At 71.4% G+C, this 15,692-nt stretch carries 12 protein-coding genes; 7 read left to right on the top strand and 5 right to left on the bottom strand.

Annotated features, from left to right (window positions below; genetic code table 11):
• Positions 1–1,185: NADP-dependent phosphogluconate dehydrogenase (gene gndA / locus ABZ370_RS43135; protein WP_358633786.1), on the top strand; the 1,185-nt coding region annotated here is incomplete at its 5' end.
• Positions 1,186–1,237: 52 nt separating this feature from the next.
• Here the strand turns inward: gndA and ABZ370_RS43130 are convergent.
• A complete protein-coding gene (locus ABZ370_RS43130) occupies positions 1,238–2,524 on the bottom strand; it encodes an MFS transporter (RefSeq protein WP_358633789.1) in 1,287 nt (428 codons plus the stop codon).
• A gap of 180 nt (positions 2,525–2,704) precedes the next feature.
• Positions 2,705–3,856 carry an XdhC/CoxI family protein gene (locus ABZ370_RS43125; RefSeq protein WP_358633783.1) on the bottom strand — a complete coding sequence of 384 codons (1,152 nt, stop codon included), beginning with the start codon at positions 3,854–3,856 and terminating at the stop codon, positions 2,705–2,707.
• A 50-nt stretch (positions 3,857–3,906) separates the two neighbouring features.
• On the opposite strand from ABZ370_RS43125, the gene ABZ370_RS43120 reads away from it, so the two are divergent.
• The 5 genes from ABZ370_RS43120 (at position 3,907) to ABZ370_RS43100 (ending at position 9,442) form a co-directional block, all read left to right on the top strand.
• Entirely contained in the window at positions 3,907–4,503 is a 597-nt protein-coding gene (locus ABZ370_RS43120) for a 2Fe-2S iron-sulfur cluster-binding protein (protein WP_358633781.1), read from the top strand.
• Positions 4,500–5,501, top strand: coding sequence for a xanthine dehydrogenase family protein subunit M (locus tag ABZ370_RS43115; RefSeq protein ID WP_358633778.1), 1,002 nt, complete (start codon positions 4,500–4,502; stop codon positions 5,499–5,501). The genes ABZ370_RS43120 and ABZ370_RS43115 overlap by 4 nt, the downstream gene beginning before the upstream one ends.
• On the top strand, positions 5,498–7,672 hold the full coding sequence (locus ABZ370_RS43110) for a xanthine dehydrogenase family protein molybdopterin-binding subunit (protein WP_358633774.1): 2,175 nt from the start codon (positions 5,498–5,500) through the stop codon (positions 7,670–7,672). Before ABZ370_RS43115 ends, ABZ370_RS43110 begins: the two co-directional genes overlap by 4 nt.
• Before the next feature lie 10 nt (positions 7,673–7,682).
• Positions 7,683–8,303, top strand: a complete 621-nt coding sequence (locus ABZ370_RS43105) for a TetR family transcriptional regulator (protein ID WP_358633772.1) — start codon at positions 7,683–7,685, stop codon at positions 8,301–8,303.
• 353 nt (positions 8,304–8,656) lie between these two features.
• Positions 8,657–9,442, top strand: a complete 786-nt coding sequence (locus ABZ370_RS43100) for a lysozyme (protein ID WP_358633769.1) — start codon at positions 8,657–8,659, stop codon at positions 9,440–9,442.
• A gap of 64 nt (positions 9,443–9,506) precedes the next feature.
• Here the strand turns inward: ABZ370_RS43100 and ABZ370_RS43095 are convergent, their stop codons facing one another.
• The 3 genes from ABZ370_RS43095 to ABZ370_RS43085 form a co-directional block, all read right to left on the bottom strand.
• Positions 9,507–10,139 carry an extensin gene (locus tag ABZ370_RS43095; RefSeq protein ID WP_358633766.1) on the bottom strand — a complete coding sequence of 211 codons (633 nt, stop codon included), beginning with the start codon at positions 10,137–10,139 and terminating at the stop codon, positions 9,507–9,509.
• A 124-nt stretch (positions 10,140–10,263) separates the two neighbouring features.
• The gene (locus ABZ370_RS43090; RefSeq protein ID WP_358633763.1) at positions 10,264–11,514 is read right to left on the bottom strand and encodes an acyltransferase; all 1,251 of its coding nucleotides are present in this window, start codon (positions 11,512–11,514) and stop codon (positions 10,264–10,266) included.
• Complete coding sequence (locus ABZ370_RS43085) at positions 11,511–13,898, bottom strand: glycosyltransferase (RefSeq protein ID WP_358633760.1); 2,388 nt, start codon at positions 13,896–13,898, stop codon at positions 11,511–11,513. Before ABZ370_RS43085 ends, ABZ370_RS43090 begins: the two co-directional genes overlap by 4 nt.
• 633 nt (positions 13,899–14,531) lie before the next feature.
• Here ABZ370_RS43085 and ABZ370_RS43080 point away from each other — a divergent pair.
• On the top strand, positions 14,532–15,689 hold the full coding sequence (locus tag ABZ370_RS43080) for an FAD-dependent monooxygenase (protein WP_358633757.1): 1,158 nt from the start codon (positions 14,532–14,534) through the stop codon (positions 15,687–15,689).
• Positions 15,690–15,692: the final 3 nt, after the last annotated feature.

The raw sequence follows: 15,692 nt of genomic DNA, 5'->3' as shown, positions 1-15,692 counted from the left end.
GTCATCGAGGAGTTCGCACCCCTCCTCGAAGAGGGCGACGTGATCATCGACGGGGGCAACGCGCACTTCGATGACACCCGGCGCCGGGAGGCCGCCCTGCGCGAGCGCGGGCTGCACTTCGTCGGCTCCGGCATCTCCGGTGGCGAGGAGGGCGCGCTCAACGGGCCCAGCATCATGCCCGGCGGATCGGTGGAATCCTACAAGTCTCTCGGGCCGCTACTGGAGAGCATCTCCGCCAAGGTGGACGGCACCCCGTGCTGCACCCACATCGGCCCGGACGGTGCCGGACACTTCGTGAAGATGGTGCACAACGGCATCGAGTACGCGGACATGCAGCTCATCGCGGAGTCGTACGACCTGCTGCGCCGCGCGCTGGGGCTCACCCCGGGTGAGATCGCGGAGGTGTTCCGCACCTGGAACGGCGGGCGGCTGGAGTCGTATCTGATCGAGATCACCGCCGAGGTGCTGGGGCACACCGACGCGGCGACCGGCAAGCCGTTCGTGGACGTCGTGCAGGACCAGGCCGAGCAGAAGGGCACCGGCCGCTGGACCGTGCAGACCGCGCTGGACCTGGGCGTTCCGGTGAGCGGTATCGCCGAGGCGGTGTTCGCCCGCTCGCTGTCGGGCCACGCCGATGTGCGGGAGGCCGGGCAGGGGCTGCCCGGGCCCGTTGCCGAGCAGCTCACGGGCGAGGCGGCGGAGCGGTTCGCCGACGAGGTCGAGCAGGCGCTGTACGCGTCGAAGATCGTGGCGTACGCGCAGGGCATCCACCAGATCGAGGCGGGCAGCCAGGAGTACGGCTGGGACATCGACCCGGGGGCGGTGGCCCGGATCTGGCGCGGCGGCTGCATCATCCGGGCCCGGTTCCTGAACCGGATCACCGAGGCGTACGGCAAGGAGCGGAAGCCGGTCACGCTGCTGACCGACGCGTACTTCGCGCAGGCGCTGGGCGAGGCGCAGGACGCCTGGCGGCGGGTGGTCTCGACCTCCGTCGAGCTGGGTGTCCCGGCGCCCGGTTTCTCGGCGGCGCTGGCGTACTACGACGCGCTGCGCTCGGAGCGGCTGCCGGCGGCGCTGGTGCAGGGGCAGCGGGACTTCTTCGGCGCGCACACCTACCGGCGCACCGACCGCGACGGTTCGTTCCACACCCTCTGGGGCCAGGACCGCAGCGAGCGCGAGGCCTGAGTGGCCGGGGCCCGTGCGCGCGCCCGCGAGTGGGCGCGCGCACGGGCGGCCGTCAGGCGGTGTAGCGCCGGAAGTCGGGCACAGCGACGGCCAGGCCGAGCATCAGCACGGCGACCAGCGCTCCGCCCGCGGCGACCGCGGTGCGGGGCCCGAGGAGGGAGCCCGCCGTGCCGTGCAGCAGGTCGGCGATGCGCGGGCCGCCCGCCACCACCACGGTGAACACGCCCTGCATCCGGCCGCGCATGTCGTCGGTGGCCGCGGACTGGAGGATCGCGCCGCGGAAGACCATGGACACCATGTCGGCCACGCCCGCGACCGCGAGGAACGCGGCGGCCCACCACAGGCTTGAGCTGAGGCCGACGCCGCAGATGGCCACGCCCCAGGCCAGCACGGCGACGATGACCATGAGGCCGTGGCGGCGGGCCCGGGAGAAGGTGCCCGACAGCAGCCCGCCGGCCACCGCCCCGATCGGGATCGCGGCGAACAGCAGGCCGAGCGCGAAGCCCTCGCCCCAGGGCGCGTAGGTGTGCGAGGCGAGCTGCGGGAACAGCGCCCGCGGCATGCCGAAGACCATGGCGATGATGTCCGCGAGGAAGGACAGCAGCAGCACACGGTGGGCGGTGATGTAGCGGAAGCCGTCGGTCACGTCGCGCCATCCGGCCCGTGACCTGCCGTCCCCGCTCTCCTTCCCGGATGGCTGGGGCGGCAGCACGGGCAGCCGCCACACGGCCCACAGGGTGACGCAGAGCGCGATGGCGTCGGCCAGGTAGAGGGCGGGCAGTCCGACGACGGGGATCAGCGCGCCTGCCAGCAGCGGGCCGACGATCATGCCGGTCTGGGCGACGGTGGACTGCAGGGCGCCCGCGGCGGGCAGTTCATCGGCGGGGACGAGCCGGGCGATGGAGGCGTTGCGAGCCGGGGAGTTCATACCGAAGAACCCCTGCTGGAAGGCGAGCAGCACGATCAGCAGCGGCACCGAGTCGAGGCCGGCGAAGGACTGCGCCCAGAACAGCACCGAGGTGACGGCGATCCCCGCGTTGGTGACCAGCATCAGGGTGCGCCGGTCCATCCGGTCGGCCACCACGCCGCCCCACAGCGCGAACACCACGAGCGGCAGGAGCCCCGCGAAGCTCGCGTAGCCGACCCAGGCCGAGGAGCCGGTGATGTCGTAGATCTGCTTGGGGACAGCGACGGCGGTCAGCTGGCTGCCGACGGCGGTGACGGTGGTGGACGTCCACAGCCGCCGGAACGGGCGGTGGCGCAGCGGCCGGGTGTCCATGACCCAGCGGCGCCAGCCGCCCTTCGGCGGGGCGGCCGTGCTGTCGGCCGGGGCGGCCACCGTACCGGCGGGCGGGTCCGCGGCTGCGTCGGCGGCTGTGTCCGCGGCTGTCTCGCCCTGACGTGGTTCTCCGGCGTCGTCGGTGCCTCGCGTGGTCTCCACGGCGGTTTTGATTTCCTCCTACATCCACTTCGGTCGGAGACCATTGTGACGGTCCACGGCCAAGACCGTGAGCCCGTCTCAGCCCTCGGCCGCGGGGCGCACCGCGTGGGGCCGGTGGATGTGGCCGGTGAGCGAGGTCAGCCGGGCGCCGCTGCCGTCCCAGCGGTCGGCGATGATCTCGGCGGCGATGCTGACGGCCGTCTCCTCGGGGGTGCGAGCGCCGAGGTCGAGGCCGATCGGGGAGGCGAGCCGGGCCAGCCGGTCCTCGCCGATCCCGGTGTCGCGCAGCCTGCGCAGCCGGTCCTCGTGGGTGCGGCGGGAGCCCATGGCGCCGACGTACGCCAGCGGCAGCCGCAGCGCCTCCTCCAGCAGCGGCACATCGAATTTGGGGTCGTGGGTGAGGACGCAGACCACGGTCCGCCCGTCCACCCGGCCCGCCTCGGCCTCGGTGCGCAGATAGCGGTGCGGCCAGTCGGCCACCACCTCGTGGGCCTCGGGGAAGCGGCGCTTCGTGGCGAACACGGGCCGCGCGTCGCAGACGGTGACGTGGTAGCCGAGGTACCCGCCGATACGGGCCATGGCCGCCGCGAAGTCCACGGCGCCGAAGACCAGCATCCGGGGCGGTGCGGCGTGCACCGATACGAACAGGGTCAGTTCCTCGTCGGTACGGACGCCGTCGTAGCCGTAGCGCAGGGTGCCGGTGCGCCCGCCCGCCAGCAGTCCGCGCGCGTCCTCGGCGACCGCCGCGTCCAGCCGGTCCGAGCCCAGGGAGCCGGTGGCGGTGTCCGGCCGGACCACCAGCCGACGGCCGAGCCGCCCGGCCGGGTCGGGGCCGTCGACCGCCACGCAGAGGACCTCGGCCACCGGTTCGCCCTCGCGCACCGCGGCGGCCATGTCGTCGTATTCGGGGAATGCGGCGCGGTCGACGCGCTCCACGAACACGTCGATGACTCCCCCGCAGGTCAGGCCGACCGCGAACGCGTCGTCATCGCTGACCCCGTAGCGCTCCAGGACCGGGGTGCCGCTTTCGGTGACCTCCTGGGCAAGTTCGTAGACCGCGCCCTCCACACAGCCTCCGGAGACGCTGCCGACGGCCGAGCCGTCCGGTCCGACCAGCATGGTCGTGCCCGGTGGCAGCGGTGAGGAGTGCCAGGTGGCGACCACCGTGGCCCGGGCGAAGGGCTCGCCGGCGCGCCACCATCGGTGCATCTCCGCTTCGACGTCTCGCATGGAACTCCATTCCCCTCGCCGCGAATGTAAGAGGTTGATACATTCAATGTATGAGCCTCTCACATCGCTCTCCGAGTAGCGACATCAGCTTGCGGATCAACGGCACGACCCACGCTCTGACCATCGACAACCGGACGACGCTGCTCGACATGCTGCGCGAGCGCGTCGGCCTCACCGGCACCAAGAAGGGCTGTGACCACGGGCAATGCGGCGCCTGCACGGTGCTGATGGACGGCGAGCGGGTGAACAGCTGCCTGATGTTCGCGGTGGCGGCCGAGGGTCGGGAGATCGTCTCGATCGAGGGGGTGGCGGAGCTGGCGGACGCCGAGGGGCTGCATCCGGTGCAGCAGGCGTTTCTCGACCATGACGGCCTCCAGTGCGGCTACTGCACCCCGGGCCAGATCTGCTCGGCGATCGGGGCGCTCGGCGAGGCGCGGCGCGGCTGGCCGAGCCATGTCACCGAGGACACCGCCGCCGGGGTGCCGGGCGCCACGGGGCTGGACGAGGCGGAGGTGCGCGAGCGCATGAGCGGCAATCTGTGCCGCTGCGGCGCCTACGGCGGGATCGTGGACGCCGTCATGGAGGCGGCCGGAGCCGGGGGCTCCGAGGGTGCCCGGTCCGCGAGCGCCGCCGGAGGTGTGCGGTGAAGGAGTTCGCCTACGCCCGTCCGGGCGACGCCGCCGAGGCCGCCGCGCTGATGGCCGAGCGGCCCGACGCCACCTATCTGGGCGGCGGGACCAATCTCGTGGACCTGATGAAGCTCGGGGTGACGGACCCGGGGCTGCTCGTCGACGTGTCCCGGCTGCCGTACGACCGGATCGAGCACCGCGCCGACGGTTCGGTGCTGATCGGCGCCACCGTGCGCAACGGCGATCTGGCGGGCGACCCGGGCATCCGGGAGCGCTTCCCGCTGCTGGCGCAGGCGCTGCTGGCGGGTGCGTCCGGGCAGCTGCGCACGGTGGCCACGGTGGGCGGCAATCTGCTGCAGCGCACCCGCTGTGTGTACTTCCAGGACGTGTCCAAGCCCTGCAACAAGCGTGAGCCGGGGTCGGGTTGTCCGGCCATCGGGGGCGCGCACCGCGATCTGGCCGTACTGGGCACCTCCGACCACTGCGTGGCGTCCCATCCCTCCGACATGGCGGTGGCGCTCGTCGCACTGGACGCGGTGGCGCATCTGCGGTCGGTGGACGGCGCGACGCGGACCGTCCCGGTGGCGGAGCTGTACCGGCTGCCCGGCGACACCCCGCACCAGGAGACCGTGCTCGGCCACGGCGAGCTCATCACCGCCGTCGAGCTGCCCCCGCCGCCGGGCGGCGCGGCCATGCGGTACCGCAAGGTGCGCGACCGCTGGTCGTATGCGTTCGCCCTGGTGAGCGTGGCGGCCGCGGTGTCGGTGGCGGAGGACGGCACGCTCGCGGAGGTGCGGCTCGCGCTCGGCGGAGTGGCGCCGCGCCCCTGGCGCGCCCGGACCGCCGAGGAGCGGCTGCGGGGCCGGCGGCCGGACGAGGAGACGCTGCGCGAGGCGGCCCGGGCCGAACTCGCCGCGGCGCGCCCGCTGCCGGACAACGCGTTCAAGGTGGACCTGGCCACCGATCTCATCGTCGCGGTCATCCGCGATCTCGTTGTGAGGAAGGACCGCGCATGACCACCGCGACCACCACCCGGCAGACCGTCGGCACGCCGATGACCCGGGTCGACGGCCTCGCCAAGGTCACCGGCGCGGCGACGTACGCGTATGAGTTCCCGACGCCGGACGTCGGCTACGTCTGGCCGGTGCAGGCCACCATCGCCCGCGGCCGGGTGACCGAGGTCGACGGCGCCCCGGCGCTGGCCCGGCCCGGTGTGCTGGCGGTGCTGGACTCCGGCAACGCCCCGCGGCTGAACACGGAGGCGCCGGCGAGCCCCGATCTGTTCGTGCTGCAGTCCCCGGAGGTGGCGTACCACGGCCAGATCGTGGCCGCGGTGGTGGCCACTTCGCTGGAGGCGGCGCGCGAGGGCGCGGCGGCGGTGCGGGTGAGCTACGAACAGCAGCCGCACGATGTGGTGCTGCGCTTCGACCACGAGCGGGCCCACGTCGCCGAGACGGTGACCGACGGCAGCCCCGGGTTCGTCGAACGCGGCGACACCGAGGGCGCGCTGGCGGCCGCGCCGGTGCGGACCGAGGCCATGTACACCACCCCGGTCGAGCACACCAGCCCGATGGAGCCGCACGCCACCATCGCCGCCTGGGAGGAGGACCGGCTGACGCTGTACAACTCCGACCAGGGCCCGTTCATGTCCTCCCAGCTGCTGGCGGCGGTGTTCGGGCTCGAAGAGGGCGCGGTGGAGGTCATCGCGGAGTACATCGGCGGCGGCTTCGGCTCCAAGGGCATTCCGCGCTCCCCCACCGTGCTGGCGGCGCTCGCCGCGAAACACCTCGGCCGACCGGTGAAGATCGCGCTGACCCGGCAGCAGATGTTCCAGCTGATCCCCTACCGGGCACCCACCATCCAGCGCGTCCGGCTCGGCGCCGGGCGCGACGGGCGGATGACCGCGATCGACCACGAGGTGGTGCAGCAGCGCTCCGCGATGGTGGAGTTCGCGGACCAGGCGGGGTCCTCGACGCGGATGATGTACGCGGCGCCCCATGTCCGTACGACGGTGAAGGTGGCGCCGCTCGATGTGCTGCCCCCGGCGTGGTTCCGCGCGCCCGGCCACACGACGGGCATGTTCGCGCTGGAGTCGGCCATGGATGAGCTGGCCACCGAGCTGGAGATCGACCCCGTCGAGCTGCGGGTCCGCAATGACACCGGTGTCGACCCCGAGAGCGGCAAGCCGTTCAGCAGCCGCGGTCTGGTGGCGTGTCTGCGGGAGGGCGCCGCCCGCTTCGACTGGGCGCTGCGCGATCCGAAGCCCGGCATCCGGCGCGAGGGGCGCTGGCTGGTGGGCACCGGCGTCGCCTCCGCACACCACCCGGACTATACGTTCCCCTCGTCGGCGACGGCGCGCGCCGAGGCCGACGGGACGTTCACGGTACGGGTCGGCGCCGTCGACATCGGGACCGGCGGGCGCACCGCGCTGACCCAGCTGGCGGCGGATGCCCTCGGTATCCCGGTCGAGCGGCTGCGGCTGGAGATCGGGCGCGCGTCGCTCGGCCCGGCGCCGTTCGCGGGCGGCTCGCTGGGCACGGCCTCCTGGGGCTGGGCGGTGGACAAGGCGTGCCGTGCGCTGCTGGCGGAGCTGGACGGCTACGGCGGCGTCGTCCCGGACGGGGGGCTGGAGGTGCGGGCCGACACCACCGAGGACATGGAGCTGCGGGCGTCGTTCTCCCGCCACTCGTTCGGCGCCCACTTCGCGCGGGTCCGGGTGGACACCGACAGCGGCGAGATCCGGGTCGACCGGATGCTGGGCGTGTTCGCCGCCGGGCGGATCGTCAATCCGAAGACGGCCCGTTCGCAGTTCCTGGGCGCCATGACGATGGGTCTGTCGATGGCGCTGCTGGAGATCGGCGAGGTCGACCCGGTCTTCGGCGACTTCGCCAACCACGACTTCGCGGGCTACCACGTCGCGGCCAACGCCGATGTCCCGAAGCTGGAGGCGGTCTGGCTGGACGAGCGGGACGACAGCCCCAATCCGGTGCGCGGCAAGGGCATCGGCGAGCTGGGCATCGTGGGCGCGGCGGCGGCGATCACCAATGCCTTCCACCATGCGACCGGACAGCGGGTACGCGATCTGCCGATCCGCGTCGAACGCTCGCGTGAGGCCCTGCGGGCGGCGCGCGCCGAGGCCGAGAAGCGCAGGCCGGGGGCGGCGGAGCAGGGGAAAACGGTCGGGTAGGGTCGCCCGGATGGGAACCACCCGCACAGGGCGCGGCACGTACCACCACGGCGATCTCGCCGCGGCGCTGGTGCGGGCGACGCTGGAGATCGTCGACGAGGTCGGGGTGCGCGGTTTCTCCGTCGCGGAGGCCGCGCGCCGCACCCGCGTCAGCCCCGGCGCGCCCTACCGCCACTTCCCCGACCGCGACGCGCTGCTGGCAGCCGCCGCGCTGGAGGTCTCGCGCGGGCTGCGGACCAGCTACCTGGAGGCGGTGGCCACGGTCGAGTCGCCGCAGGAGCGGCTGGCCACCATGGCGGGCAGCATCGTGCGCGGTGCCGCCCGTTTCCGGGGCGGATACGAACTCCTCTACTCCCCCGGTGTGCGCACCGCCGACCAGGAGGTGCTGACCAGCAAGCGGGAGTTCGTGGACCTGCTGTTGCCGAGCGCCTTCGAGGTGGTGCCGGAGGAGCGCGGGGCGGCGGTGGCGCTGCTGGAGGCGTTGGCGGCGCTGGCCCGTGGGTACACGACCATGCTGCTCGACGGCGTGTTCGGGGACCCGGACGAGATGGTGGAGGAGGTCGCCGCCCGGGCGACGCGGTCGGCGCGGGCCCTGGTGGCGGGATATGCCACCGCGCCCGCGGACGGCTGATTTTCTCGGAAATTCAAGGCTTTCCGCTTTATCGCCGGTATCACCGTTCATCGCCGCTGATCGCAGTTCATCGCCATGCATCGCCATTCATCGCCGCTTATATCGCCAAGATGGCCTGTGCGAACGGGAGTTGGACCCATGGAATTTCCACAATCTCTTCCATGTGTTTGATCTACGCGCGTACCTTCGGTGCGGACCGCTCTCCCCACGGAGCACCAATTCCGGAGGAACAGATGTCCCTAAAAGCCGGAAAGGGCGCGCACAGGGCCCCCTCGCGCTGGCGCTCGCCGTATGCCATCGGCGGTTTGGGGGCCGCGGTCGGCGCCACCGTGCTCGCCACTCTCGTACCCGCGATGGCTACGACGACCGACTCCGACACCGACACCGGCTCCGTCCCCCGGTCCGCCCCCAAGTCCGCCGCGTCCTCGTCCGTCCCCCACCCCGAGCGCGACTGGATGGGCTCGACGCTCTCCGCGCACGAGAAGGCGGCCCCGGCGGCCACCCCCCGCGCCGGGACGGTGGAAGGCGTCGACGTCAGCAACCACCAGGGCGCGGTCAACTGGACATCCCTTTGGAACAAGAACGTCCGGTTCGCCTACGTCAAGGCCACCGAGAGCACGACGTACAAGAACCCGGCCTTCTCCTCGCAATACAACGGCGCCTTCAAGAAAGGCATGATCCGCGGCGCGTACCACTTCGCCCTGCCGAACAAGTCCGGCGGCGCCCAGCAGGCGGACTTCTTCGTGCGCAACGGCGGTGACTGGTCGGACGACGGAAAGACGCTGCCGCCCGTGCTGGATATGGAGTACAACCCCTACGGCACGCCCTGCTACGGCAAGACGAAGGCACAGATGGTCAGCTGGATCAAAGATTTCAGCGACCGGGTGAAGTCCCGTACCGGCCGCGATCCGGTGATCTACACGACCACCAGCTGGTGGCGGTCCTGCACCGGCAACAGCGGCGCCTTCGCCTCGAAGAACCCGCTGTGGGTGGCGCGCTACGCCGCCTCGCCGGGGGCGCTGCCGACGGGGTGGAAGACGCACACCTTCTGGCAGTACACCTCCGTAGGCGCGGTGGTGGGTGACCACAACCGCTTCAACGGCAGTCTGTCCGCACTGAAGGCGCTGGCCAAGGGGTAGACCGCGCACCGCCTCGCCCCGCCCCGCCCCGGTCCGGGGCGGGGCGGGGCGAGGCGGCGGGCGGTCAGCCGCCGAGTGCGCCGGTCAGGCCGCCGACCACACCGTCCAGGGTGTCGCCGAGGCCGTCCACCACACCGCCGACCACGCCCTTCCCGTCGCCACTGCCGTTGCCGGGCTGCGGCGACTGACTGGGCTGCCCGCTCGGGGTGCCGGGAGTGGTCGGGTCACCGCTGGGGGTCCCGGCGGGCGACGAGGAGTCGGTGGGGGTCTGGTCGGCACGCTGGGTGGGCGTAGTGGCCACATCGGTGTGCGCGGGCGTGGAGGGGGCCGCGCTCGGCGTGTGCGACGGGGTGGCCGCCGCGGAGGACTCCGTACCGCCGCCGCCCGCGCCGTCCGCGCCGCCCGTGCGGTCCGCCTGCTCCGTCCGGTCCGGCAGCGGCCGCGGCTTCGCGGACTCGGACGGCGAAACATGGCTGCCGGTGGGCTTGTCATCGGCGGTGGTATCAGTGGCGGGATCGGTGTTCGGCACCCGCTTCTGCTGCATCTGCACATCGGAACGGGCCTCGGCGGACTTGTCGCCCCCGACGGAGGAGTGAAGGCCGAACGCTATGGTCCCGGCCACTCCGAGGGCGGCGGCCGCCTTGAGGGATGTGGCTCGGGCCTGCTGGGCAGGGGTGGGGCGGCTGTGTCGGCCCATATCGCTGATGTCTCCCCGTCATTGCGTCAAGAACAAGCCAGATCATAGTCATGAGCCCCCGGTGTGCGAAGACCCGCACTCCGGGGACAACCCATGACACACCGGCACTTACGGTGGCAGGTCGCTACCGCGCCACCTCCGGATAGAAGTCCCTCGGCCGCCCCTTGGCGTCCTTCAGCTTGCCGAGCAGGCTCGCCGGATACTCGATGACCCAGTAGCTCACCATCGCCGCGGCCACCGCCACCACCAGCACGATCGGCACGGCGAGCGGGAAGCCCTCCTGCCCCGCGGACGGCAGCAGTCCGGCCTCGTAGAGGCCGAGCATGATGGGCTCGTGCCAGACGAAGAGGCTGTAGCTGGCCAGTCCGATCGTGGTGAGCCACCGGGCCGACAGCCAGGCCGCCCACCGCCCCGGTGTCCGCACATGGAGGGTGGCGAACAGCAGCACGGTCCACAGCAGACCGGAGAGCGGGTGGTAGAAGGTGGTGGCGAAGTCCTCGGGGTCCGCGCTGAGCAGCGACAGCACGTACAGGCCCACGAGGGGCGCCAGCCGCAGCGGGATCGTCACCTTCCGGCCGAGCCGCCCGCGCTCGCCGAGCGCGACGGTCAGCACCGCGAGGCCCATGCCCGCCGCGAACCCGCCGAAGCGGGCCTGCGGCCCGAAGTACACCGGCCATTCGGTGTGCGGCACCTCGAACCCGTAGTGCGCGACGGCGATCCAGACCATCGGCCCGATGTACAGCAGCGCGCATCCGGCAGCGCACACCGCCACCCGCGCGGCCCGGCTGTTCAGCAGTCGGCAGGCGCGGGCGGCCAGCGGGCCGAGCACGACGAGCGCCAGGTAGAACATGATTTCCAGCGACAGCGACCAGGTGGGGCCGATGGTGTAGAAGATCTGTTCCTTGTCGAAGACCTGGGTGAAGGTGAGATGCCGCAGCAGGTCCTCCCAGTCACCGGGCAGGGACGGGTTGCGGGTCGCCCAGATGAACGTGATGGCGAGGAAATACAGCGGCACGATGCGGATGGCGCGCCGGAACAGGAACACCCGGGCGGGCTTGGTCGAGCCGCCGTCGATCGCGGCCCGCGCGTACGACAGCGTCAGCAGATACGCGGACAGGACGAAGAAGAAGTCGATGACCTCAAGAGAGACGAACGCGTTCGCGTAACGGTTGGCCACCGGCGGATGCGAGCCGTTCGCGTCGTACGTGAAGTACTGCTGCCACACGTGGAAGACGACCGTGGCCATCGCGGCCAGCCCCCGGTAGCCCTGGATCTCACCGTTGCGGCGGCGGGCGGTCGTGGCCCGCGCCGGTTTCACGGCGGTGGCCGCGGCGGGGTGGCCGTGGTGGTTGTTGACCGTGGACAGGGTGCTCATGCGCGGGGCACCGCCTTGTCCTGGTCTCCGCCGGACCGCGGGGTGACCCGCCACTGGTGGTCCCGCAGCGCCTCCTTGAGAAGCGCCTGGCGGGCCACGATGTTCTTGAAGTGGCTGTAGAAGAAGGTCGACACCAGGAGATACCGCCAGAACCACACCTTGCGGCGGCGCAGTTCGGGTATCGCCAGCCGCCAGGCGAACAGCGCCTGCACCACTCCGGCGGAGAGGGTGAACAGCGTGGCCAGCAGGCAGATCGGCACCGCCCAGTCGAGCTGCGCGGGACCGCCCGCGCGCCAGGCCGCGTACAGCAGGACGGGCAGGATCTGCAGGGTCAGCCACGGCTGCACCTCACGCCAGCCGAGGAGGACGAACAGCCCCGCCTTCTGGCGGAAGGTGAAGTCCGGCGAGCGCATCGCGTGCCACAGGTACTTGAGCGACACCTGCAGCCAGCCCTGCGCCCAGCGCGACCGCTGGTTCCACAGCGCCTTGACGGTGGTGGGGGCCAGCTCACGGGAGACGAGGGTGCGGTCGGTGGCGATTTTGGCACCCTCGTGGAGCGCGCGCATGGTGGCGTCGATGTCCTCCGTGAGCATCGAGCCGTGCATCCGGGTACGGGCCAGCAGATCGGTGCGCCAGAAGCCGTTGGAGCCGCCGAAGACACCGAAGGTGTAGAGCCGGGTGCGGCCGGGGTGGCTGACGGCGTAGATGGCCTCGAACTCCACGCCCACCAGCTTCGCCACCCAGGAGCTGTCACCGTTACGGATCACGCAGTGGCCCTGGACGACGTCGTAGCCGTGCGACAGCCAGTGCCAGGCGTGCCGGAAGGCGTCGGGGTCCGGGTGGTGGTCGGCGTCGAAGATGCCGACCATGTCGCCGCGCACCCGGGTGACGGCGGCGTTGATGTTCTGCGCCTTGGAGGTGGAACCCGCCACCGGCAGCAGCACCAGGCGCGGATCGCGGCGGGCCATGTCCCGGAGGGTGTCCTCGACGGGCATGGGATGCGGAGTGTTGTAGGCGAGCACGATTTCGAGCTCGTTGGGATAGTCCAGCCGCAGAAACGATTCGACAGTGTCGACGATGGTCGCGGCCTCATTGGGGAGATAGGCCGCGATGACGGCGCTGGCCGGTGGATACGGCTGTGCGGGCCGCTCGGGACGGGACTTCGCGTCGAGCGAGAAGAGGCATTCCAGCACGATGAGCACCGCGGAGACGATGAGTCCTGAGACCACCACCCAGTAGGCAGCCGATCCGACGTCCCAGCCCAGCTCGTACATCTGCTGGTAGAACACGAAGGGGATGGCCACGCCGAGGACGAGGACGAATAAGGGCGAGAGGGCCGAGAGCAGGGCCTGTACCGCCATGGTGAAACGGCGCCGTCCGCGGGGCGCGCCGGCCATCCAGGCGGCGTACTTGACCGGGCGCAGATCCCGGTGGCGGATGGACTCGGCAACCGCGTCCCGGGCCTGGTCCACGGCCTGGTGGCGGTCGGGGCAGTCGGTGAGCGGGGTCCAGCCGATGGCCGGGGTCAGCCGGACGTTCTCGTCGGCGACGACGAAGCGGGTACCGGCCACGGTGTTCGCGAACTTCTGCAGGGCGCGGCGCGCGGTGTCCTCGTCGACGCCCGGCATCAGCATCAGCAGCCGTCCGTCCTCGTCCCAGCCGAGCCGGTCGCACACCCCGCCCAGCTTCTCCGCCACCCCGGCCAGCCGCTCGGCGACCTCGCGGCGCACCCGGGGCCCGAGACGGGCCTCCAGCGCGGCCATCTCGGCGACGCCGACCATGGCCACGACGCCGCCACTGCGGCTGTCGTCGGCGCGCTTGAGTTCCCGGTCGAGTTCGCCCAGGAGGTGCGGCTGGGAGTAGAGGCCGGTACGCGGGTCCAGCAGCAGGTTCTCGACCGGCACCGGGACCCGGCGCAGCTTGGCCTCGATGCGGGCGGACAGTTCGACGGGGTCGGAGGTGTCCGGTACGCAGTCGTCGGCGCCGCCGCGCAGCATGTCGGCGACGCCACTGGGTCCGGAGTCCGTGGTGACCATGAGCAGGGGCAGCGCCCGCCCGGCGGGAGCGGCACGGACCTCGCGGATCACTTCCAGTCCGTCGAGGCTGCCGTCGAGGGCGACGATCGCGTCGGGCGGGGTCTGCCGGAGCTGCCGTCCGACGTCGCCGGGCCGGGCGTGGCTCACCCCATGGCCCGCGGACACCAGGGTCCGGGTCAGCCGGTCGATTCCCGGGCCGGGCGCGCCGACCGCCAGCACATGGCCGTTCGGACCGTCGGCGGCGGTCCGGGGCGCCCCGGACTCGCCGGGTTCGGACGGTTCTTCAAAAGATGCTTCGGATGATGCTTCGAATGATTCGAGTGACCGCGCATGGTGCGAAGTGAGCACCTGAGGAGTTCCTTCCTTGCCAGGTCGTGCGTCACCGAACGGGCCACCGGGGCGCGTTGCCGGGCACGCGGACATCCCGTCCGCGCGGGGACGTCCGCGCGGGGATTGTTCGCGCGGGGACGTGCCGAGCGTGGCCGTCTTACTGCCCGAGGGCGCTTATGGGGTGGCGAATCGCCGTTGGTGAGGCTTCGCGTGAGGGTGTGGAGTTGCTACGCGGAGGCCGTGGCCGGTCCGCTGCCGCGAGGACAGGGTCTCCGGCGCCGCCCGGAACAGGCGCGTACCGCTCTTGCCGGGCCGCGGGACACGCGAGCGTGTTCCAGCGAAGTGTGCATGGGTCCCATCCTTGTTCGGATCGTGGGGGGAGGACCGAACGTCACCAGTGCGACCAACCGGCTTTTTGTACGGGCCAGTCGGAACCCCCAGTCTCTTCGATGACAACAGAACCGCACAACACCATCAGGTAACACTCTCATTAATCGATCACTGCGCCCCGGTGGCTTGCGCGGCGTTCGGCCTTGTCGGCGCCCTGTCGGTGGCGCGTAGGCGGTGCGTCGGCGCGGTGTCGGTGGCATCGCGCACTCTGAGGAGAAGAAGGAATTCGGGGGGACGGAAAGGGAGCGCACGATGCGGAATATGAGAGTCCTGATTTCCGGGGCGAGTGTCGCCGGACCGGCTCTGGCGTACTGGCTGGACCGCTACGGATACGAGGTCACCGTGGTGGAGCGCTACGCCGGGCTGCGGCCCGGTGGGCAGGCCATCGATGTCCGGGGCACCGCGCTGGAGGTGTGTGAGCGCATGGGAGTCCTGGAGGAGATCCGCGCCCACCGCACCGGGCTGCGCGGTATGTCGACGGTCGACGACGACGGAAAGGAACTGTCCAGGACCACCGAATGGACCATGAGCGGCGGCCAGGTCGACCGTCCCGACGTGGAGATTCTCCGCGACGATCTGGCGACGATTCTCGTCGGCGCGGGAGGAAAGGGCGTCGAATATCTCTTCGACGACTCGATCGCCTCGCTCGCCCAGGGCCCCGACGAGGTGGCCGTCACCTTCCGCGGCGGTGTGTCGCGCACCTTCGATCTCGTGGTGGCCGCCGACGGGGTGCACTCCAGCACCCGTCGGCTCGTCTTCGGTCCCGAGGAGAACTTCCTGCGCCCGCTGGGGAATTATCTGGCGGTGTGGACCGTGCCGAACTATCTCGGTCTCGACCGCTGGCAGGTGGCCTACCTGATGAACGACGGCGGGGCGTGGGGCGGGATGATGATGAGCGTCCGCGACAACACCGAGGCCCGGGTCTATGTCGGATTCGACTCGGACGAGCCGCCCGCGCGGGTGCTCGGCGACCGGACCCCCTCGGAGCACAAGCGGCTGGTGGCCGAGCGGTACGCGAACGCGCGCTGGGAGATGCCACGGCTGCTGGAGTACATGTGGGGCGCCCCCGACTTCCACTTCGACGCGGTGGCCCAGATCCATATGGACTCCTGGTCCCGTGGCCGGGTGGCGCTGCTCGGCGACGCGGGCTACTGCGGCTCGCCCGCCTCCGGCCAGGGCACCTCCATGGCCCTGATCGGGGCGTATGTCCTGGCGGGCGAGCTGAAGGCCGCGGGCGGTGACCACACCACGGCCTTCGCCGCCTACGAGCGCGAGATGCGCGACTTCGTGACCGCCAACCAGGAGCTGGCCCTGAGCAACCAGGCGCGGATGAAGGCCGAGGTCGATGGGGACGACCAGGACATCTACACCGAGCACTTCTACAAGGTGGTCAACTCGCTGACGCTCAAGGACTACTGACCG

This window comes from Streptomyces sp. NPDC005962, assembly GCF_040629205.1.
In the GTDB taxonomy this organism is placed as follows: domain Bacteria; phylum Actinomycetota; class Actinomycetes; order Streptomycetales; family Streptomycetaceae; genus Streptomyces.
Note: the sequence above shows the minus strand (reverse complement) of the source record. Positions and strands in the feature narration are given on the sequence as shown.